Source organism: Kribbella pittospori (assembly GCF_004331465.1).
Lineage (GTDB): Bacteria > Actinomycetota > Actinomycetes > Propionibacteriales > Kribbellaceae > Kribbella > Kribbella pittospori.
The window spans coordinates 26,453-45,861 of sequence record NZ_SJKB01000005.1 but is presented as its reverse complement, the minus strand read 5'-3'; the positions used below and the strand labels follow the sequence as shown (position 1 = coordinate 45,861).

At 68.3% G+C, this 19,409-nt stretch carries 18 protein-coding genes; 6 read left to right on the top strand and 12 right to left on the bottom strand.

Annotated features, from left to right (window positions below; genetic code table 11):
* Positions 1-51: 51 nt before the first annotated feature.
* Positions 52-2,454, top strand: coding sequence for a helix-turn-helix domain-containing protein (locus tag E0H73_RS17055; RefSeq protein ID WP_165555722.1), 2,403 nt, complete (start codon positions 52-54; stop codon positions 2,452-2,454).
* A gap of 25 nt (positions 2,455-2,479) precedes the next feature.
* Here E0H73_RS17055 and E0H73_RS17050 read toward each other — a convergent pair whose 3' ends face one another.
* The 7 genes from E0H73_RS17050 to E0H73_RS17020 form a co-directional block, all read right to left on the bottom strand.
* Complete coding sequence (locus E0H73_RS17050; RefSeq protein WP_475009301.1) at positions 2,480-3,553, bottom strand: ABC transporter ATP-binding protein; 1,074 nt, start codon at positions 3,551-3,553, stop codon at positions 2,480-2,482.
* Between the two features lie 14 nt (positions 3,554-3,567).
* Positions 3,568-4,596 (bottom strand): ABC transporter ATP-binding protein, encoded by a 1,029-nt coding sequence (locus E0H73_RS17045; RefSeq protein WP_202867454.1) that lies wholly within the window; start codon positions 4,594-4,596, stop codon positions 3,568-3,570.
* 62 nt (positions 4,597-4,658) lie between these two features.
* Positions 4,659-5,672, bottom strand: a complete 1,014-nt coding sequence (locus E0H73_RS17040; RefSeq protein WP_131356748.1) for an ABC transporter permease — start codon at positions 5,670-5,672, stop codon at positions 4,659-4,661.
* Between the two features lie 102 nt (positions 5,673-5,774).
* Entirely contained in the window at positions 5,775-7,547 is a 1,773-nt protein-coding gene (locus tag E0H73_RS17035) for an ABC transporter substrate-binding protein (RefSeq protein ID WP_131356745.1), read from the bottom strand.
* Between the two features lie 66 nt (positions 7,548-7,613).
* Positions 7,614-8,606 (bottom strand): ABC transporter permease, encoded by a 993-nt coding sequence (locus tag E0H73_RS17030; RefSeq protein WP_131356742.1) that lies wholly within the window; start codon positions 8,604-8,606, stop codon positions 7,614-7,616.
* A 243-nt stretch (positions 8,607-8,849) separates the two neighbouring features.
* Complete coding sequence (locus tag E0H73_RS17025) at positions 8,850-10,421, bottom strand: ABC transporter substrate-binding protein (protein ID WP_131356739.1); 1,572 nt, start codon at positions 10,419-10,421, stop codon at positions 8,850-8,852.
* A 63-nt stretch (positions 10,422-10,484) separates the two neighbouring features.
* Positions 10,485-11,147: an HAD family hydrolase gene (locus E0H73_RS17020; RefSeq protein WP_238164050.1), complete on the bottom strand. Its 663-nt coding sequence runs from the start codon at positions 11,145-11,147 to the stop codon at positions 10,485-10,487.
* Positions 11,148-11,359: 212 nt separating this feature from the next.
* Between E0H73_RS17020 and E0H73_RS17015 the strand changes: the two genes are divergently transcribed.
* Positions 11,360-12,208: a PAC2 family protein gene (locus E0H73_RS17015; protein ID WP_131356736.1), complete on the top strand. Its 849-nt coding sequence runs from the start codon at positions 11,360-11,362 to the stop codon at positions 12,206-12,208.
* On the opposite strand, the gene E0H73_RS17010 is transcribed toward E0H73_RS17015, so the two are convergent.
* A complete protein-coding gene (locus tag E0H73_RS17010) occupies positions 12,205-12,567 on the bottom strand; it encodes a MerR family transcriptional regulator (protein WP_131356733.1) in 363 nt (120 codons plus the stop codon). The genes E0H73_RS17015 and E0H73_RS17010 overlap by 4 nt on opposite strands.
* Before the next feature lie 58 nt (positions 12,568-12,625).
* On the opposite strand from E0H73_RS17010, the gene E0H73_RS17005 reads away from it, so the two are divergent.
* The 3 genes from E0H73_RS17005 to E0H73_RS16995 all read left to right on the top strand — a co-directional run bounded on the left by E0H73_RS17005 (position 12,626) and on the right by E0H73_RS16995 (position 15,219).
* Positions 12,626-13,465, top strand: coding sequence for a polysaccharide deacetylase family protein (locus E0H73_RS17005; RefSeq protein WP_131356730.1), 840 nt, complete (start codon positions 12,626-12,628; stop codon positions 13,463-13,465).
* Between the two features lie 74 nt (positions 13,466-13,539).
* Positions 13,540-14,310: a L,D-transpeptidase gene (locus E0H73_RS17000; RefSeq protein WP_131356727.1), complete on the top strand. Its 771-nt coding sequence runs from the start codon at positions 13,540-13,542 to the stop codon at positions 14,308-14,310.
* An 18-nt stretch (positions 14,311-14,328) separates the two neighbouring features.
* The gene (locus E0H73_RS16995) at positions 14,329-15,219 is read left to right on the top strand and encodes a hypothetical protein (RefSeq protein ID WP_131356724.1); all 891 of its coding nucleotides are present in this window, start codon (positions 14,329-14,331) and stop codon (positions 15,217-15,219) included.
* 9 nt (positions 15,220-15,228) lie between these two features.
* Here E0H73_RS16995 and mshC read toward each other — a convergent pair whose 3' ends face one another.
* Positions 15,229-16,449, bottom strand: coding sequence for a cysteine--1-D-myo-inosityl 2-amino-2-deoxy-alpha-D-glucopyranoside ligase (gene mshC / locus E0H73_RS16990; protein WP_131356721.1), 1,221 nt, complete (start codon positions 16,447-16,449; stop codon positions 15,229-15,231).
* Positions 16,450-16,641: 192 nt separating this feature from the next.
* Here mshC and E0H73_RS16985 point away from each other — a divergent pair, with 192 nt between their 5' ends.
* Positions 16,642-17,133 carry a DUF1269 domain-containing protein gene (locus E0H73_RS16985; protein ID WP_131356718.1) on the top strand — a complete coding sequence of 164 codons (492 nt, stop codon included), beginning with the start codon at positions 16,642-16,644 and terminating at the stop codon, positions 17,131-17,133.
* A gap of 19 nt (positions 17,134-17,152) precedes the next feature.
* On the opposite strand, the gene E0H73_RS16980 is transcribed toward E0H73_RS16985, so the two are convergent.
* From E0H73_RS16980 to E0H73_RS16970, 3 genes are all read right to left on the bottom strand, one after another.
* Positions 17,153-17,944 (bottom strand): SCO1664 family protein, encoded by a 792-nt coding sequence (locus E0H73_RS16980; RefSeq protein ID WP_131356715.1) that lies wholly within the window; start codon positions 17,942-17,944, stop codon positions 17,153-17,155.
* On the bottom strand, positions 17,941-18,516 hold the full coding sequence (locus tag E0H73_RS16975; protein ID WP_131356712.1) for a DUF3090 domain-containing protein: 576 nt from the start codon (positions 18,514-18,516) through the stop codon (positions 17,941-17,943). Before E0H73_RS16975 ends, E0H73_RS16980 begins: the two co-directional genes overlap by 4 nt.
* Positions 18,517-18,694: 178 nt before the next feature.
* Positions 18,695-19,390, bottom strand: a complete 696-nt coding sequence (locus tag E0H73_RS16970) for a histidine phosphatase family protein (protein WP_131356709.1) — start codon at positions 19,388-19,390, stop codon at positions 18,695-18,697.
* Positions 19,391-19,409: the final 19 nt, after the last annotated feature.

Genomic DNA, 19,409 nt, shown 5'->3' with positions numbered 1-19,409 from the left:
CCCGCGTGCCGACCGGTGACCTGCCAGAATCTGGGCGACGAAGGGGACAGGGTGGAGGATACGTTCGCGGCGCGGTTGCGGGATGCACGTCGGGCCAGGGATCTGACGCAGGAGAGTCTGGCGGAGCAGGCGGGTCTCAGTGCGCAGGCCATCGGTCTGCTGGAGCGCGGCGTCCGCCGGTTCCCGCACCCGACCACGATCGACAAGCTGGACAAGGCGCTCCAGCTCACCCCGGAGGAGCTCGCAGCGTTCAAGCGGCTGGCCTCACGCGGCGCTGCCAGCCCGACAGCCACTCAAGCCAAGCCCGCAGGTCCGGCCTGGGTAGTGGCTCGCCAGCTGCCGTCCGTGAACGCGGGGTTCGCCGGCCGCACACAGCAGGTCGACCAGCTGATCGATCTCCTCAGCGGTACGCCGGCGCAGCCTGGCTCACCCATCGTCGCCACGATCCGCGGCATGGCCGGAGTGGGGAAGACCGCCCTCGCGATCCAGGCTGCCCACACCAGCGCCGACCAGTACCCGGACGGCACCCTCCTGGTGAACCTGCGCGGCTTCGGAGCCGGTACGCCGGTCAGCCCGCTACACGCGATCGGTCAGCTCCTGCGCGGAACCGGCGTACCGCCCGATGCCGTGCCCGGCAGCCTCGTCGAGGCCGTCGCGGCCCTTCGCAGCCGCCTGGCCGACCGCCGCGTGCTGCTGATTCTCGACAACGCCCACGATGTCGGCCAGGTCGCAGAGCTGATCCCGGCCGCGAGCGGATCCGCCGTACTCATCACCAGTCGCGCGACGCTGACCGCCCAGCCCGCGAGCCTGCACCTGCAACTCGAACCGATGCCGGCCGACGAATCACTCCACCTGCTCGAGACCATCGCCGGCGCCCACCGGCTGGCCTCGGCCGCGGCTCGCGTCGCGGAGCTGTGTGGGCATCTCCCTCTCGCTCTCTCGGTCGCCGGCGCGTGGCTCGTCCGGCATCCGTCCGCGTCCGACAACGAGTTGGCGCAGCGGCTGGAGGACGAGTCTCGCCGGCTCGACCTCCTCGGCGTCGACGACCTCGACGTCCGGGCGAGCCTCTCGCTGTCGATCGAACAGCTGAACCGCAGCGCCGACCCGCTCGACCACAGCGCCGCCCAGGCCCTGATCTTGCTCAGTCTCAGCGACGCCGAAGACTTCACGGCCGAGACGTCCGCGGCCCTCATCGACACGCAGCCGGCCGAGGCCGATCGCCTGCTGGAGCGTCTGACCGACGTGCACCTGCTCGAGTCGCGCGCCCCGGGCCGCTATCTGTTCCACGACCTCGTCCGCGCCTTCGGCCGCGAGCTGGCCGCCGGACTGCCGGAGGATGAGCGCACCGCGGCTCTCGACCGCAGCCTCGCGCTCTATCTCGCCGTCGCCTGGCGGGCGAACGAGATGGGCGATCCGAAGGCGGCGCGGATGGCCTGGCCGGAGCGTCCACCGGCACCCGCGTTCCCGACGTTCACCCGGCTGGAGCAGGCGCTGGCCTGGATCGACGACGAGCTGCGGAACTGCCTGGCCCTGGTCGATCAGGTCCGGACCCTCGGTGGCCGCGACGAGCTCGCCGCCGGCCTGATCGTCGGCCTCTACAACTACTTCGCGATGCGCGGCAGCATGTCGGACTGGTTGCCGGCGATCGACAATGTCGCGGCCGGCCGGATCGAACGCTGGACGCTGGCTCAGCTCCACGCCGACGCCGCGATCGCGCTGGCCGAACTGGCGCGCTACGACGAGTCCGCGCAGCGTTTCGGTCTCGCCCGCGAGGTGTTCGAGTCGATCGGCAATCTCCGCGGGGTGTCGCTCGCGACGAACAACAAGGCGCGGCTGCTGATCAGGATGCACCGGTACCGCGAGGCGCTGCCGCTGGTCGAGCACGCACTGGCCGTCAACCAGCAACTGGGCAACGATCGCGGCCTGGCCGCCAGCCAGCTCACGTTGACGGAGGTGTACACCGAGCTCGGCGACTGGAATGCGGCGGAGGCGGCCAGCACCGCGGCCGTCGAACTGTTCGCCGCGGCCGGTGACGAATCCGGTGCCGCCAACGGGCGGATCGACCGGGCCTGGGCCAGGGCCAGGGCCGGCCGGCCGGAATCCGCCGTGGCCGAGATCGTCCAGGCGATGGGCGTTCTGGACGTGCTCGGCTACCGCAAGAGCGTCAGCGACGGCCATTACGTCCTCGGCATGGTGTATGCCCAGCTGAAGGACTTCGAGTCGGCGATCGAGCAGACCGAACACGCACTCGAGGTCGCGCTCGACGTGGGTGACCTCCGGCGCGAGGCACAGGCTCGGCTGGAGCTCGGGCGGGTGCTGAACGACATCGGTGAACCCGACGACGCCGTACCGAACCTGGAGTTCGCGCTCGCCTTCTACCGCGAGCACGACGCCGCACTCGTGCCGCCGACCGAGGACCTGCTGGAAGCGGCCCGGAAAGCGGCCGGCGCCTGACGGTGACCCGTCAGGCGCCGAGCGATCAGCTCGCGTCAGTTGCTGTGGGAGCCGGAGTGGTGGTGGGCTGGTTCTCCGGGAAGTGGCAGGCGGTCTGGTGACCCGGAGCCAACTGCAGTAGCGGCGGCTCCTCCGTCTTGCAGATCTCCTGGGCCTTCCAGCACCGGGTGTGGAAGCGGCACGCGGGCGGCGGGTTGATCGGGCTCGGTACGTCGCCCTGCAGGCGGATGCGCTCCTGCTTGGCCTTCCGCTTCGTGTCCGGCACCGGGACCGCCGAGAGCAACGCAACCGTGTACGGATGCATCGGCTTCTCGTACAGGCTGACTCGGTCGGCGATCTCGACGATCTTGCCCAGGTACATCACCGCGACCCGGTCCGAGACATGCCGTACGACGGACAGGTCGTGGGCGATCATCACGTACGTCAGGTCGAACTCGCTCTGCAGGTCCTCCAGCAGGTTCACGACCTGGGCCTGGATCGACACATCCAGCGCGGACACCGGCTCGTCGGCGACGATCAGCTTCGGACGCAGCGCGAGAGTGCGGGCGATGCCGATGCGCTGCCGCTGACCGCCGGAGAACTCGTGCGGGTAGCGGTTGTAGTGCTCCGGGCTCAGACCGACCAGCTCGAGCAGCTCCTGCACGGCCCTCTTCACGCCGTGCTCGGTCTTCACGTTCTGCAGCTTGAACGGCGCGCCGACGATCTTGCCGACCGTGTGCCGCGGGTTCAGCGAGCCGTACGGGTCTTGGAAGATCATCTGTACGTCGCGCCGCAGCGGCCGCATCTTGCCCTCGGCGAGGTGGCTGATGTCGCGGCCCTCGAAGACGATCCGGCCGGACGTCGGCTCCAGCAGGCGGGTCAGCAGCCGGCCGGTGGTGGTCTTGCCGCAGCCGGACTCCCCCACCAGGGAGAACGTCTCGCCGCGGTTGACGTTGAAGGTCAGCCCGTCGACCGCCTGGACGGCGCCGGTCTGGCGCTGCAGCACGCCCTTGCGGATCGGGAAGTGCTTCACCAGTTTGTCGACCGAGAGGAGCTCCTCGCCCATCGCCGGTTCGATCACGCCCGGGACGGCGTCGGATTCGGTGTCAGCAGTCGTCACAGTCGTCGTCCCGTTCACAGCTTCGGCTTGATGTCGGTCTCCCACGCCTGCTGGCGGTTCTTCGGGGAGAGATGGCAGGCAACCATGTGGCCGTCGCCGACGTCGAGCAACTCGGGCCGGTCGGTCTCACTGGCGCCACCGTTCAGATGGGCGTAGTTGCAGCGCGGGTTGAACGCGCAGCCCTTCGGCACGTTGATCAGGCTGGGCGGCGTGCCCTTGATCGGGATCAGCCGTTCACTGCGCTCCCGGTCGATCCGCGGCATTGAACCGAGCAGACCCCAGGTGTACGGGTGCTGCGGCCGGTCGAAGATGTCCTCCGCGGTGCTGTACTCGACCGCGCGGCCGGCGTACATCACCTGGATGTCGTCGGCCAGTTCGGCGACCACACCGAGGTCGTGGGTGATGATGATGACCGCGGAGTTGAACTCGCGCTGCAGGTCCCGGATCAGGTCCAGGATCTGCGCCTGGACCGTGACGTCGAGGGCCGTGGTCGGCTCGTCCGCGATCAGCAGGTCCGGGTCGCAGGACAGCGCCATCGCGATCATCGCGCGCTGCCGCATGCCACCGGAGAACTGGTGCGGATAGGCGTCCACCCGCCGGTCCGGCTGCGGGATGCCGACCCGGTCCAGCATCTCGATCGCGTGCTTGCGCGCGACCTGCTTGCTCACCTCGTTGTGCACCCGGTACGCCTCGATGATCTGCTGCCCGACGGTGTAGAACGGGTGCATCGCCGACAGCGGATCCTGGAAGATCATCGCCATCCGCTTGCCGCGCAGCAGCCGGACCTCTTCGCGGCTGGACGAGACCAGGTCCTGACCGTCGAGAAAGATCTCGCCGCTGATCTTGGCCACCCCCGGCGGGTGCAGGCCCATGATCGACAGGCTGGTCACGCTCTTGCCGGAGCCGGACTCGCCCACGATACCGAGCGTCTTACCGCGCTCGAGTTTGAACGAGATCCCGTCCACCGACTTCACCAGACCGTCGTCGGTCGGGAAGTGCACCTTGAGGTCGCGGACGTCGAGGAACGCCTCGCCGCGGGGAATCCGCTGGACGGTGTCTTGCGGCGGAGCCTGGTCCTGGGGCTCTGTCACGTCTTGGGGCTCGGTCACGAGATCCGCACTCTCGGGTCGACGACGGCGTACAGGAGATCGACGATCAGGTTCGCCAGCACGATGAAGAAGGCGGCGACCAGGGTCACGCCGAGCACCTTGGGCAGGTCGTTCGCCCGCAGCGCGATCACGGCGTACTGACCGATCCCGGGCAGCGAGAACGTCGTCTCGGTGAGGATCGCGCCGCCCATCAGCAGGCCCAGGTCGAGACCGAAGATGGTCAGGATCGGCGTCAGCGCCGAGCGCAGGCCGTGCCTCATCACCACCGTCCGTTCGGTCAGGCCCTTGGCCCGGGCGGTGCGGACGTAGTCCTCGTTCATCGTCTCGAGCATGCCGGCCCGGGTCAGACGTGCGTACGCCGCGGCGTAGAGGAAGGCCAGCGTGATCCAGGGAAGGATCAGGTCATAGGCCCACCAGATCGGATTGGTTTCGTCGAGCGGATTGGTGCCGCCCTGGGCGGTCCAGCCGAGGCCGTAACTGAAGATCGACAACGCCAGCAGACCGGTGAAGAAGATCGGCAGCGAGACACCAGCCAGCGCCACCGACATGAGTGATCGGTCCAGGGCGGACCCGCGTTTGAGTGCCGAGATGACACCGGTACCGACACCGGTGACCAGCCAGATGAACGCGGCACCGCCCGCCAGCGAGGCGGTCACCGGTATTCGAGCGACCAGGTCCGGCCAGACCGGTTGCTGGGTCAGGAACGAGTAGCCGAAGCACGGCGCCGGGCAGCGCTCGATCCCTGCTCCGTAGTCGTAGTCCGATCCGGCGACGAGGCCCTTCACGAAGCGGCCGTACTGCACGTAGAGAGGATCGGTGAAGCCGAGTCGCACCGCCGTGTCGTGGATCTGCGCCTCACCCGCGCTCTTGCCGACGTAGCGCGAGGCCAGGTCGTCGGCGGTCGCACCGCCGAGCTTGGGCACCAGGAAGAAGATCCCGAACGTAACGGCCGTGACGATGAAGAGCAGGACGATTGCTCCGATCACCCGGCGGACCAGATATGCGAACACCGTACGCGGCGTGGTGGCCGGTGATCATCGCTGATCACCGGCCACCGTCAGCCTTCACCTACCTCTGCTGGCGAAATGATGGTTGGTCAGGGCAACCGACGACTACTTGAGACCGATCGCGGCGTAGTCGTACATGCTCTGACCGTCGTTGGAGAAGACGTTGGCCAGCGTGTCCGGGCGGTACAGCAGGCCCTTGGCCCAGATGCCCGGCAGCGCCGCCGCCTGCTCCATGACCTTCTTGTCGACGTCAACCCAGATCTGGTTGCGCGCCGCTTCGTCGGTGGTGGACAGCGCCTTGTCGATCAACTGGTCGACCTCGGGGATCTTGATACCGAGGTTGGAGTTACCACCGGTCGGCTTGATCACGCGGCTGTCGACGATCTGGCTCAGGAAGCCGAAGCCGTCGCTCCAGTCCGCGCCCCAGCTGTAGACGATCAGGCCGAGCTTGTTGTTCTTCGCGAAGTCCGGCTTGCCGGCGTACAGCTTGGTGTAGTCGCCGGTCGGGTAGGGCTTCGTGCTCAGGTTGATGCCGGCCCGCTTCAGCGACTGCTGCAGCGTCTCGGCGACAGCCTTCTCCTTCGGCCGGTCGGAGCGGTAGGTGATGTTGGTGGCGAAGCCGTTCGGCTGACCACACTGCTTCAGCTCGTCCTTGGCCTTGTCGACGTTGCCGTTCTTGTCCGTCTCGAAGCCGTAGTCGTCGAACTTCTGCGCACCGGTGACCAGCGGCGGCATCAGGTTCGTCGCGATGTCACCACCGATCGGGCCGCCGTACGCGCGCTGGTAGCCCTCGTGGTCGGCGGCGTACAGGACCGCCTTGCGGCAGTGCACGTTGTCCAGCGGCGCGACGTCGCTGTTCAGCACGGTGAAGTTGAGCCGCGGCGCCGGCACGTTGTCGGTGTGCGCCTTCAGCTTCGGGTCGGCCAGGACCTTCGCCTGGGTCTCGGCCTGAACGCCGGTACCGGCGATGTCGACGTCGAGGTCACCGGCGATCAGCCGGTTGTCGATGTCGGTGCCGTTCACGTTGAATGCGACGGTGATCTTGTCCGGCAGTGCCTTGCGGCCCGAGTCCGGGTCGGTCGAGGCGTCGTACTGATCGTTGCGGATCAGGGCCATGCCCTTGTTCGCGTCGTAGCTCTCGAACTTGTACGGGCCAGTCGCGATCGGGTGTTCCTTGTACTTCGCACCGGTGTCCTTGGCCTGCGGCACCGGGGCCGTCGACGGCAGCTGCGCGAAGTAGTCGAAGCCGGCGAACGGCTTCTTCAGGTGGAACACGATGGTCTGGTCGTCCGGCGTCTCGATGGCCTTGGCCACACCAGCGAGCGACTTGTCCTTGTAGACGCTGTAGTTCGCCGGGACGTCCAGCAGGAAGTCGTTGAAGTACGTCGGGCCGCTAGGCAGCGTGGTCTTGTCCAGCGAACGCGCGACGCCGTACTTGACGTCCTTCGAGGTGACCTCGGTACCGTCCTCGAACTTCACGCCCTTGCGGATCTTGTACGTCCACGTCTTGGCGTCGTCGCTCGGTACGCCGGGAGCCTCGGCGAGGTCCGGGACCGGCTTCGCGCCCTCGGCGCCCGGAGCGGCCTTGAACGTCATCAGCGGCCGGACATAGTTGCGGACCAGGTTCCAGGACAGGCCGTAGTAGGTGTCACCGGGGTCTGTGGAGTCCCACAGCTCGGTGATCGCCATCCGCAGGGTGCCACCCTTCTTGTCGCTCGGGCTGAACACCTTGTTGACAGCGGCGTTGGCCTCCGCGGTAGCGGCGCCTTCGCTGCTGGTCCCTCCTCCGGGCGTCGCCTTGGGTCCCCCGCAAGCCACCAGGCTCAAGGCGACGGCCGCACTGACGGCGGTTGCCGTCCTGATGCGATTCCATCTCATCTCTTGTTGCACCCCTTTTTTCGTGAGAGCTGTGACATCCGTGGGCTCCCTGGTTGGAGAGAAGTCCTATCGCGACCGCGGGTCCAGCGCGTCGCGCAATCCGTCGCCGAACAGGTTGAAGGCAAGCACCGTCAGGAAGATCGCCAGACCGGGCGGGACCATGTACATCGGGTCGACCTGGTACCAGTTCGCGGCGATCGACAGCATGTCGCCCCAGCTGGCCGTCGGCGGGCGGATACCGACACCCAGGTACGACAGGCCGGCCTCGAAGAGCACGTTCGTCGGGATCAGCAGCGTCGCGTACACCAGGATCGGCGCGATCAGGTTCGGCAGCAGCTCGGTGAACAGGATGTACGGACGCCGGGCGCCGAGGCTTCGGGCGGCGTCGACGAACTCCCGCTCCCGCAGCGACAGCGTCTGCCCGCGGATGATCCGGCCGATGTAGGGCCAGCTGAAGAAGCCGATGATGAAGATGACCAGCGCCACCCGCAGCGCGTCTCCCTGGATGCCGAGCAGCTTGTCCGGGAGGGCACCGACCAGCGCGAGCGCGAACAGCAACAGCGGGAAGGCGAGGAAGATGTCCATGATCCGGCTGATGAGCGAGTCCACCCAGCCGCCGAAGTACCCCGCGACGACGCCCATGACGGTGCCGATCACGACCGACACCATGGTTGCCAGGAACGCGATCAGCAGCGAGACCCGGGCGCCGTACACGATCCGGGCGAAGATGTCGCGGCCGTTCACCGGCTCGATCCCGAGCGGGTGGTCCGCGCTGATCCCGCCCCATTTGCCGATCGGCGTCTGCAGTGACGGGTCGACCAGGTCCTGGTGGAAGTCGTTCGGCGTGACACCGAGGAGCTTGCACAGCAGCGGGGCGAAGATCGCGACCAGGACCAGGAAGGCCACGAAGGCGCCACCGGCCAGCGCGACCTTGTCGCGCTTCAGCCGCATCCAGGAGATCTGCCACAGCGAGCGACCCTCGATCTTGCCGGCGCCCTTGAGGATGGCCTCAGGCTGCGCTGCCGATGCTCCCGGCTCGACCTCGAGTGGCGTGCTCACGCGATGGGTTCCCCTGCCTCGATGTTCGATGGAACCGGGACGAATCCGGTATGGCTGCCGCCTTAACCTGCCGCCATTACAGGCTGGAGTCAAACGCGGAAAGTGCTGCGTTGCCCGATCGTGACCGTCAGGAAATCGTCCCGTATCGTGGACATTCCGCAGTAAACCACGGCGCCGTACCCACGGTCGCCGGGGCCTCGCGAACCGTTACTGTCATGGCATCTTTGTGTCACGCCGCAGTGATTACTTGCGGAGACCGGACAGGTACAGGAACGACAACGAATTGAGCGCCGCGGGCACATTCTCGATGTCCTTGCCGGCCGCCACCGTGAACCGGCTCTGCCAGGCCGGGACGGCCGGAACCTCTTCGGCCAGCACTCCCTGTAGCTGACCGATCAGGTCGTCGCGTTCCAGCCCGTTCTGCTCCGTCGTTTCCTGCTGCAGCAGCTTCGCGGCCGCCGAGGACCGGTAGCCGTTCTGGAAGCCGCCACCGGCCCGGACGAACGGCGCGAGGTAGTCGTCGGCATCCGGGTACTCCGGGATCCAGCTCCCGTAGTAGACGTCGTACGCACCCGCGCGGGCAAGCGTCTGGTACTCCGGCCAGTCCGCGTTCCGCAACGTCACCCGGAACAGCCCGGACGCGTCGAGCTGGCGCTTCAGCTCGAGCACCTCCGCCTTCGCGGTCGTGCCGTACTGCACCGGTGTCCACCCCACCGTCAGCGGCACCGGTACGGTGATGCCGGCCTCCTTGAGGATCGCGGCAGCGGCAGTCTTGTTCGGCTGCTTGTACTCCGTCTTGAACGCATCCACCTGCCCGCCGAACCCGGGTGGCACCAGTGAGAACAGCGGCGCGACGTGGTCGCCGTACACCTTCTTCACCAGCATCTGCCGGTCGAGCAGTTGCGCGAAGGCGCGACGTACGGCGAGCTTGCGCGACGTCAGCGACTTCATGTGGAAGGAGTAGAACTGGATCGCCGCCGAGTCGGACTCGACCAGCTGGACCTGGTCCGACGTACGCAGCTTGTCCAGCAGGTTGGGCCCGAAGCCATGGAACGCCAGGTCCGTCTTGCCCGTGGTCACCGCTTGGTAGAGCGCGGTCGAGTCCTTCACGAACGTGATGTCGGCGCCGTCGTTCTGCGGTCCGCGCGGACCGCGGTACCCGTCGAAGCGAGCGAGCATGATCCGCTCCCCCGGCCGGTACGCCGTCAGCTGGTACGGGCCGCTGCCCATCGCCTTGGTGTCGAGCAGCTTGTTCGCCGGGTAGTACTCCTCGTCGACGATCGACCCGGCGGTCGTGGTCAGCAGGTAGGGCAGCCGCGCGTCCGGGCTCTTCAGGTGGAACACCGCGGTGAGGTCGTCCGGCGTACTGACCGAGGTCAGCGAGGAGAACATCGGGGCCGGCCCGTTCGGGGTCTTCAGCTTGAGCATCCGCTCGAAGCTGAACTTCACGTCCGACGAGGTCAGTTCGTGCCCGTTCGGGAACTTCAGCCCTTCCTTCAGGCTGCAGGTGTACGTCGTCGGCGAGTCGAACTGGCAGTCGGCGGCGTCCGGGACCGGCGTCGGCTTGCCCGGCATGATCGTGAGCAGCGTCTGGTACAGGTTCGCCTGGACGGTCCGCGAGCCCACGCCGTACGGACCGGCCGGATCGAGCGAGGTGACCTGGTCGGTGGTCGCGAGCCGGAGCACCATCGCCTTCGGCGACGGCTCACCCGGATGCGGCGCGTTGTCGTCCGGCTCCCCACACGCGGCCAACGTCACGCTCAGCACACCCACCGCGGCCGTCACGGCACCACGGCGCCACCACTCGGTCAACATCTCACCCTTCCCCAGCCCGCTACCCGAACAACGCCCCCGAGGGCACCAAGTGACGGTAACCCGTCAACGGAGCAGGTCGCGCAGGGCCTCCGGCGTGAGCGGCTCGAGCGAACGCACCACCAGCCGTCGGGGCGCGTCCGGAATCGTCACCCATTGGGGTACGGCGACCACGTACGCGCCGGCCGCCGTACCGGACTCGGTACCCGTGTTCGAGTCCTCGATCACCACGCACCGGGTCGGGTCGACGCCCAGCTTGCGCGCCGCGGTCAGGTACGGCTCCGGGTGCGGCTTGCCGTGCGTCACCTCGTCGCCGGCCACGATCACGTCGAACGGGTCGGGCGGCAGATGACCGAGCACCGCGTCGATCATCACCCGGTACGACGCCGACACCAGCGCGCACGGGATGTCCTCCTTGCGCAGCGCCCGGAGCAGTTCGACCGCGCCCGGCTGGAAGCTGACCTCCTTGCGGAGCTCGTCCACCACCCGGCCGAACATCTGCTCGGCCAGCTCGTCGGCGGTGATCACACCGGCCGGGATCCGCGCCATCCAGACCTTGACCGCGTCGCGCAGGTCACTGCCGATGAGGGTCAGGCAGTCCTGCTCGGTCCAGGTCACCCCGAGCTCGGCGAGGAACTGGATCTGCACCTCGGCCCAGGTCTTCTCGGAGTCGACCAAGGTCCCGTCCATGTCCCAGAGCACCGCTTGGAGGGATTGTTCCGGGTGCAAGTGCAGCTCCTTCGTCAGGCCTGGCGCGATCGGTTCGCGGAACCATTTTCCTTTGTCCCCCCGGACCGGCCGCCGCCGGGTCCGGCCGACGGACGGCGACACGTTCCGCTGGGCGTGAAACCCGGCACGCCCGTCGGCGCGACCACGTAGGCTGGGCAGTCCGGATTCCGGCGACCCCGCCGGATGGCACACAGACGACAGGGGGCCTGCGAGTGGTTGACCTCGCGAACCTGAGGGACCCGGTCGTGATCGCCGCGTTCGAGGGCTGGAACGACGCGGCCGAGGCGGCCACCGGCGCGGTCGACCACCTGATCGACGAGTGGGACGCGGAGCTCGTCACCGCGATCGACCCCGAGGACTACTACGACTTCCAGGTGAACCGGCCGATGGTCGGCTTCGACGAGGACGGCGGGCGGCAGCTGACCTGGCCGACCACCCGGATGTACGTCGCCCGGCCCGAGGACACCGACCGGGACGTGCTGCTGATCCGCGGCATCGAGCCGAACATGCGCTGGCGCGGTTTCTGCCAGGAGCTGCTCGAGGTGGTCGACGAGTCGAACGCCCAGCTCGTGGTGGTGCTCGGCGCACTGCTCGCGGACTCCCCGCACACCCGGCCGATCCCGGTCTCGGCGACCTCGTCCGACTCGGAGCTGTCCGCGTCGTGGAGCCTCGAGCCGTCGACGTACGAGGGCCCCACCGGGATCACCGGCGTCTTCGCCGACCTGTGCAGCACGCTCGGCGTGCCGTCGGTGTCGATCTGGTCCGCGATCCCCCACTACATCGCCAGTACGCCGTGCCCGAAGGCGTCGCTCGCGCTACTGACCAAGATCGAGGCGCTGCTGGACCTGCAGATCCCGGACGGCGACCTGCCCGAGCTGGCCCGTGCCTGGCAACGCGGCGCCGACGAGCTCAGCGAGGAAGACCCGGAGGTCGCGGAGTACGTGCACTCGCTCGAGGAGCAGCGCGACACCGCGGACCTGCCCGAAGCCACCGGCGACGCAATCGCCGCCGAGTTCGAGCGCTACCTACGCCGCAGAAACAAGAACCACCCCAGCGATTAGAGCTCCTGGGCCGCGGTGGTGATGACGTCGTCCAGGACTGATCGGGACATGGTCAGGTCAGCGATCATGCGGTCGATGCGGTCGCGCTCCTCGGTCAGGTCGGTGACGAGTTGCGGGGTGGCGCGCTCGTTCGGGCCGCCGTCGGGGTCGCGCATGCACGGGAGCAGCTGAGCGATCTTCTTGCTGTGCAGGCCGGCCGCGAACAAGTCCTGGATCAGGATCACCCGGTCGACGGCGCGCTCGGCGTACTCGCGCTGTCCACCGGGACTCCGCTCCGACACGAGCAGCCCCTGCTGCTCGTAGTACCGCAGCGACCGCTCACTCACCCCGGTCTGCCGGGCCAGCTCACCGATCCGCATCGCCGATCCTCCCGCGGGACTTGAACTTGACACTGATGTCAGATTTTACCGTGTCGGTATGACGCTCTTCGACTACAGCCCGATCACCGAACGCCCCAAGCTCACCTGGCCGGACGGCAAGAAGCTCGCCTTCTACGTCGGCCTCAACATCGAGCACTTCCTCCCCGGCGAGCCGTCCACCAGCATCTGGCCGCTGGACCTGAAGCCGGACCCGCTGAACCACGGCTGGCGCGACTACGGTGCCCGGGTCGGCATCTGGCGCACCATGGACATTCTCGACCGGCACGGCATCCGGGCCAGTGCGCTGGTGAACTCGATGGTTGCCGAGCACAACCCACAGATCATCAAGGCCGGCGTGGAACGCGACTGGGTCTGGCTCGCGCACGGCTCGACCAACTCGATCCTGCACACCGGCTACGCACCGGACGAGGAGCGCAAGGTCCTCGCCGACATCACCGGCACCATCGAGACCGCGACCGGTCAACGGCCGAAGGGCTGGATGGGTCCTGCCCTGACCGAGACCGACAACACCCCGCAACTGCTGTCCGAGCTGGGCTACCAGTACGTGCTCGACTGGACCAACGACGACCAGCCGTACCGGCTGAACGTCCCCGGCATGCTCAGCGTCCCGTACACCCTCGGGCTCAACGACCTCGGCCTGTTCCTCCGCGGTACGTCCGGCCCCGAGTTCCTCCAGATGGTCAAGGACCAGTACGACGTACTCCGCGCCGACTCCGAGCACAGCGGCCGGGTGATGGCACTCGCGCTGCACCCGTTCGTGATCGGTCAGCCGTTCCTGGCGAAGTACCTCGACCTTGCCCTGGAGTACATTGCCTCGCAGAGCGACGTCTGGCTGACAACGAGTGACGAGATCGCGGCGCACTATGTGACAACCTGACTGGTTCATCAACACTGGCGTGATGGTGGGGATCGGCTTATCCTCGTCCGGTCGAGGATCCTGGGGAGCGGGTTATGGGCAAGGCGAAGGGCGGGAGCTCGGCTCCGGCCTTGGCTGTGCTCGCCGTACTCGGCATCGTCGCCGTGCTCGGGTTCACCAACGACGACGACAAGCAGGAGACCGTCGACCTCACCACGCTCGCCGCGTCGACAACAGCAACCACGATCACGACCGCACCACTCGATCCCCAGCCGTACGCCGGGACCGACGGACTGGTCGTGCACCCGCGGACCGAGACCGCGCTCTACAGCGCACCGGACGCGGACGCGTTCGCCAAGATCGGGCCCACGCAGTTCGGCCAGACCTGGCTGCCGGTGGTCGAGCAGGCCGACGGCTGGGTCCGGGTGCTGCTGCCGTCCAAGCCGAACCGTTCGACCGGCTGGCTCCCGGACGAGGACCTGGATCGGGCGTCGTCGTCGTACCTGATCAAGGTCCACACGGGCTCGCGCACGATCGAGCTGTTCGAGCGCGGCCGGCGGCTCGGGGTGTGGAAGGCCGGGGTCGGCGCGAAGAAGACGCCGACGCCGCCGGGCCGCACGTTCCTGCTCGGCTCGATCATCGACAACAAGCGGTCCGCGTCGCCGATCGTGCTGCCCTTGGGTGCGCACAGTCCCACTCTGGACACGTTCGGTGGCGGCCCTGGTACGGTCGCGATCCACGGCTGGCCGCGGCCGGACGTGTTCGGAGCCGCCATCAGCGCCGGTTGTGTCCGCGTGCCGACGACCGCACTCGCCCATCTGCAGAAGGTGCCGCTCGGGACGCTCGTCCTGATCGACAGCAAATAGAAAGTTGAGGACACCGTGATGCGACCAGACCTCGCGCGGACCGTCACCACGGTCGCGGCCGTCGGCGGCGTGGTGGCGTTCACCGTGGTCGCGAGCGCGCCCGTGGGCAACGCGGCGGCCCGGCCGTCCTCGGCGTACGCCGTCAGTGCGGACGGACAGTTCCCGATCGCCAAGACGCCGTACGCCGAATCGCCCGACGGGAAGCGACACACGACGTCCGCACTCGAACTCCCGAAGAACCCGCTGATCTCCGTGCGGGCCGGGAACGCGACCGCCGGGAACGACTCGGCCTCGGTCGAACTGTTCGACGTGGTCGTCGGCCCGGACATCCTCAGCCAGGTGAAGCTCCCGCCGGAGTTGAAGCAGAGTTGCGCCAACCTGCCTGCGCAAGGCGCCGACGACCTGCCGATCCCCGATCTCCCGTTGCCTGACCTCGGGCTGCCGCTGCCAAAGCTCAGCACCAAGGATCTGCCGGTCAAGAACCTGCCCGACCTCTGCAACTTGTTGCTCACGCCACCGAGTTCGCTGCTCGGCATCGACTCGGTCAACGTCTGGTGCTCCGGTGACGAGGGCGGTGTCGACATCGGCGCCCTGACCCTGCTCGGTCAGCGCATCGCGCTGCCGACCACCAAGCAGGGCGCGACGATCCCGGCCGCCCCGCTGGCGACCATTACGGTGAACGAACAGGCCAAACGTACGGATGGTTCGTTCACGATCACCGGACTGACGATCGACCTCGGCGGCGGCACGCAGATCATCCGGCTGGCCTCCGCGACCTGTGCCAAGCCGGCGCCACATCCCACGCCGAAGCCGACCCATCCGCCGACCACTGAGCCACCGCAGCTCAACGAGCCGCCGGCGGCGACGCCTCCGACGCCGGTCAAGACCCACCAGCCGGTGACGGGCTGACCGCCAGACCTACAGCTTGACGCCGAGCAAGGCGTCGATCGCCAGGGCCACCAGAGCGGGGGCCTCGGGGTCGTCGCCGTTGGTCTCGGCCCAGGTGTCGATCGCGGACAGCGCGGCGACGCTGTCGAGGTCGTTCGTGAGCGCGGCCCGTACGGCGTCGACCGCGGCCGCACCGTCGGGACCCGAGCCCCGGCTGACCGCACCGCGCCAGACGTCCAACCGCTCCTGCGCCTCGAGCAGCACCGACTCGGTCCAGAACCACTCGGTGCGGTAGTGGTGCGCGAGCAGCGCCAGCCGGATCGCCATCGGGTCGGAACCGGCCTGCCGCTCCTTCGAGACCAGCACCAGGTTGCCCTTGGACTTCGACATCTTCTCGCCGTCCAGGCCGACCATCGCCTGGTGCACGTACGAGTGGGCGAACGGGTGCTCGCCGGTCGCGACCTGCGCGCCGCTGGCCGACATCTCGTGGTGCGGGAAGATCAGGTCCGTCCCGCCACCCTGGACGTCGAACGACATCCCGAGGTACTCCAGCGCGATCGCCGAACACTCGACGTGCCACCCGGGCCGGCCGCGGCCGACGGGCGAATCCCAGGCCGGCTCCCCCGGGCGCTCGTGACGCCACAGCAGACTGTCCAGCGGGTCCCGCTTGCCCTCACGCTCCGGGTCGCCGCCGCGCTCGGCGAACAACTCCGTCATCGTCGGGCGGTCGTATCCGGAGACGCCGCCGAACGCCGGGTCCGCCTTCACCGCGAAGTACAGGTCACCGTCGACCGAGTAGACCGCGCCGGCCCGGCGCAGCTCGTCGACAGCGTTGGCCACCAGATCGACCGACTCGACCACGCCGATGTAGTGCTGCGGCGGGATCACCCGCAGCGAGGTCATGTCATCGCGGAACAGCTGGATCTCGCGGTGGGCCAGGTCGGTCCAGTCGACTCCGGTCTCGGCGGCCCGCTCGAGCAGCGGGTCGTCGACGTCGGTGATGTTCTGCGTGTAGCTGACCTCGTACCCGGCGTCCCGCCACATCCGGTTGATCAGGTCGAACGTCACGTACGTCGCCGCATGGCCCATATGCGTGGCGTCGTACGGCGTGATGCCGCACACATACATCCGGGCGGTGCCGCCGTCGGCCGGCGGTACCTCGACCGGTCCGCCCGAGGCGGTGTCGTGGAGCCGCAGCCGCCGGGCCGGACCCGGGACGACCGGGATGTCTGGAGTTGTCCACGCCTGCATGTCCTGGAGCTTATGCCAGCCCCGATTTCAGTGCCGCGACACGGTTCCACTCTCCGGTCGCCCGGTTCCGCAGATTCATCCTGGCCGGGTGACGTCTGCCAGGTGGTTCGGCGCCCACGATGGGGTTGCGGCGGGATGCTCGCCGCGCGTTCCGAGCATGCATTCGGTTCGATCGACGGCAAGGAGTGCACCATGACCGCCTTTACGGTGTGGAAGTTCGATGGTCCGGACGGCGCCGAGCACGCCGCCAAGATCCTCAAGGGCTGCGAGCGGGACGGGCTGGTGAAGATCCTCGACCACGCGGTCGTCTCGTGGCCGCAGGACGCTTCGCATCCGACCACCAAGCAGGCACACGAGGACACCTGGCGCGGCACCGGCTGGGGGGCTTTGTGGGGTGTCCTGATCGGTGCCCTGTTCTTCGTGCCGGTGATCGGTGGCGTCGCCGGGGCGGCGATCGGCGCGATCAGCAAGACGACCCAGGATGCCGGCATCACCAAGGAGCAACTGCACAAGATTCGCACCGAAGTGACGCCAGGGACCTCGGCCCTCTTCGCGGTCACCGAGCACGGCGACCTCGACCGGGTGGGCGAACGGTTCCACGGCATGCACAGCAAGCTCGTCGACACGAACCTCACCGATGCCGAGCGTCAGACGCTGCTGGAGACCTTCGGCGGCAGCCGCTGACGCCGTACCGGGCAGGGCACTAGAACGCCGGCCAGGGGATGGCCGGCCAGTCCTCGCTGGGGTACGGGTAGATGCCTGTCTTCAGCAGCGCCGCGCACCGCTCACGCGTCGCGGTCAGCTCCACCGCGGTGATCAGCTCGCAGAGCTCCTGTCCGAGGCCGCCTGCGAGCCGGTCCGCGAGCGTGCGTACGTCGTCCAGCAGCTCGGCCGGGATGGGGTCACCGGCCCAGCCCCACAACACGGTCCGCAGCTTGTCGTCGGCGTTGAAGGTGACCCCGTGGTCGACCCCGAACACGCGGCCGTCCCCCGGGTTCAGCACATGGCCGCCCTTGCGGTCGGCATTGTTGACCACGGCATCGAACACCGCCATCCGCTGCAGTGCCAGGTTGTCCGCGTGTACCAGCGTGACCGGGTTGTGCCGGCCGTCGAGCGCATCGAAGACGCCGACCCATCCCTTCGGCACGCGACCCTGCGGGACGATGTCGACCAGCTCCGTCTCCCCCGCCGGCAGCTCGACCTCGTCGATCCACAGCTGCACCATGCCCTCGCCGAGCGGTCCGTCCCGCAGCAGCGTCGGCGGCACCACAGACCAGCCCAGCGCCTCGGACACGACGTACGCCGCGTACTCCCGCTGGGCCAGCGTGCCGTCGGGGAAGTCCCACAGCGGCCGCTCGCCCTGGACCGGCTTGTAGACCACCGTCGCCGTCCGGTCCTCGAGACTCACCGAGCCCTGGAACGTCCCGTTCGACGCGGCCACCAGGCGGCCGTGCAGGGACAGCTCCCCCTGGGTGAGCAGGTCCTGGTCGATCATTCCGGCAGGTGCCTGCGATAGCCGTTGGCGCGCGGGCAGATGTGCCCCTCCGGGTCGATCGGCCGGCCGCAGAACGGGCAGCTCGGCCGCCCGGACGCGACCAGCGCGACGGCCCGCCGGGCGAACGCCCGGGCCTGCTCCTCGCTGATCCGGACGATGAACACCTCGGCGTCCTCGGAGTCCATCGCGGCCTGGACCGGGTCGGTCTCCTCCAGCTCGGCCTGCTCGCCGGGGACGACCGAGAACACCTCGATCACCACGCGCTCCGCGTCGGCCTCCCAGGCCAGCGTCATGGTGCCGGCCCGGAACTCCTCCTCGATCGGCTGCTCGAGCGGGTCGGTGTCGTCCGCACCGGCCGGCGTGATCGGATCCCGGTCGAACCGCCGGGCGACCTCGTCCAGCATCACGTCCAGCCGCTCCGCGAGCGCCATCACCTGCTCCTTCTCACAGGCCACCGAGGTCAGCCGGGCACCGGCCCGGGCCTGCAGGAAGAAGGTCCTGGCACCGGGTTCCCCCACGGTGCCGGCGACGAACCGATCCGGATCGTCGTACGAATGAACAACGCGCGCCATGTCTAGACCCTAGAACATGCCCGGTCGTCCCACGCCGTCGCGAGCAGGTGCACGGTGGCATAGCTGGGTGTGCTGGGGGCGAGGTCTCGATGCGGAGCATCGTGGCCTTGTCACCAGTGCAGCCAGATATGCCACCGGGTGCCGCGCAGTAGGCGTGGGACGACCGGGCATGTTCTTGTTACCGTCCGCCGACTACCGCGTCCGAGGACTGCTTCTTGGTCCTGCCTTTGGCCGGGGGTTTGGGGATCAGCGACTCCAGTTCGCTGCCGGAGTCGTTGAGGCGGACCAGGAACGGACGGGTCGTGGTGTAGGTGATGATCGTCGTCGACGCGGTGTCGACCACGATCCGCTGGAACGTGTCCAGGTGCTGCCCGAGCGCGTCCGCCACGATCGCCTTGATCACATCGCCGTGCGACACCGCCACCCACAGGGCGTTGGGGCCGTGGCTCTTCGCCAGCGCCGCGTCGTGGGCCCGGACTGCGTCCACCGCCCGCTGCTGCATCGCCCGCATCGACTCGCCACCCGGGAACGTCACCGCGGACGGGTGCTGCTGCACGACCGCCCACAGCGGGTCCTTCGCCAGCGTGGCGATCTTCTTGCCGGTCCAGTCGCCGTACCCGCACTCGGTCAGCCGCCGATCCGTTGCCGGACGCAACCCTTCGTGGAGTTTCGCGATCGCCGCGGCGGTCTGCTTGCAGCGCTCCAGTGGCGAGGTGACGATCGCGGCCAGTGGCAGCGTGGCCAGTCGCTGTGCGACCGCCTCCGCCTGGCGTACGCCGGTCTCGTCCAGCTTCACACCAGGAGTGCGGCCGGCCAGCGTGCCGGAGGTGTTGGAGGCGCTGCGGCCGTGGCGGACCAGAATCACCGTGGGCATGACCTGCACGTTATCCGGT

What these genes read in the sequence shown, in the direction of transcription:
- E0H73_RS17035 (WP_131356745.1), bottom strand. Translation starts at nt 7,547, where the DNA reads ATGAGATGGAATCGCATCAGGACGGCAACCGCCGTCAGTGCGGCCGTC.
- E0H73_RS16970 (WP_131356709.1), bottom strand. Translation starts at nt 19,390, where the DNA reads ATGCCCACGGTGATTCTGGTCCGCCACGGCCGCAGCGCCTCCAACACC.
- E0H73_RS17005 (WP_131356730.1), top strand. Translation starts at nt 12,626, where the DNA reads ATGACGCTCTTCGACTACAGCCCGATCACCGAACGCCCCAAGCTCACC.
- E0H73_RS17000 (WP_131356727.1), top strand. Translation starts at nt 13,540, where the DNA reads ATGGGCAAGGCGAAGGGCGGGAGCTCGGCTCCGGCCTTGGCTGTGCTC.
- mshC (WP_131356721.1), bottom strand. Translation starts at nt 16,449, where the DNA reads ATGCAGGCGTGGACAACTCCAGACATCCCGGTCGTCCCGGGTCCGGCC.
- E0H73_RS16995 (WP_131356724.1), top strand. Translation starts at nt 14,329, where the DNA reads ATGCGACCAGACCTCGCGCGGACCGTCACCACGGTCGCGGCCGTCGGC.
- E0H73_RS17025 (WP_131356739.1), bottom strand. Translation starts at nt 10,421, where the DNA reads ATGTTGACCGAGTGGTGGCGCCGTGGTGCCGTGACGGCCGCGGTGGGT.
- E0H73_RS16975 (WP_131356712.1), bottom strand. Translation starts at nt 18,516, where the DNA reads ATGGCGCGCGTTGTTCATTCGTACGACGATCCGGATCGGTTCGTCGCC.
- E0H73_RS17010 (WP_131356733.1), bottom strand. Translation starts at nt 12,567, where the DNA reads ATGCGGATCGGTGAGCTGGCCCGGCAGACCGGGGTGAGTGAGCGGTCG.
- E0H73_RS16980 (WP_131356715.1), bottom strand. Translation starts at nt 17,944, where the DNA reads ATGATCGACCAGGACCTGCTCACCCAGGGGGAGCTGTCCCTGCACGGC.
- E0H73_RS16985 (WP_131356718.1), top strand. Translation starts at nt 16,642, where the DNA reads ATGACCGCCTTTACGGTGTGGAAGTTCGATGGTCCGGACGGCGCCGAG.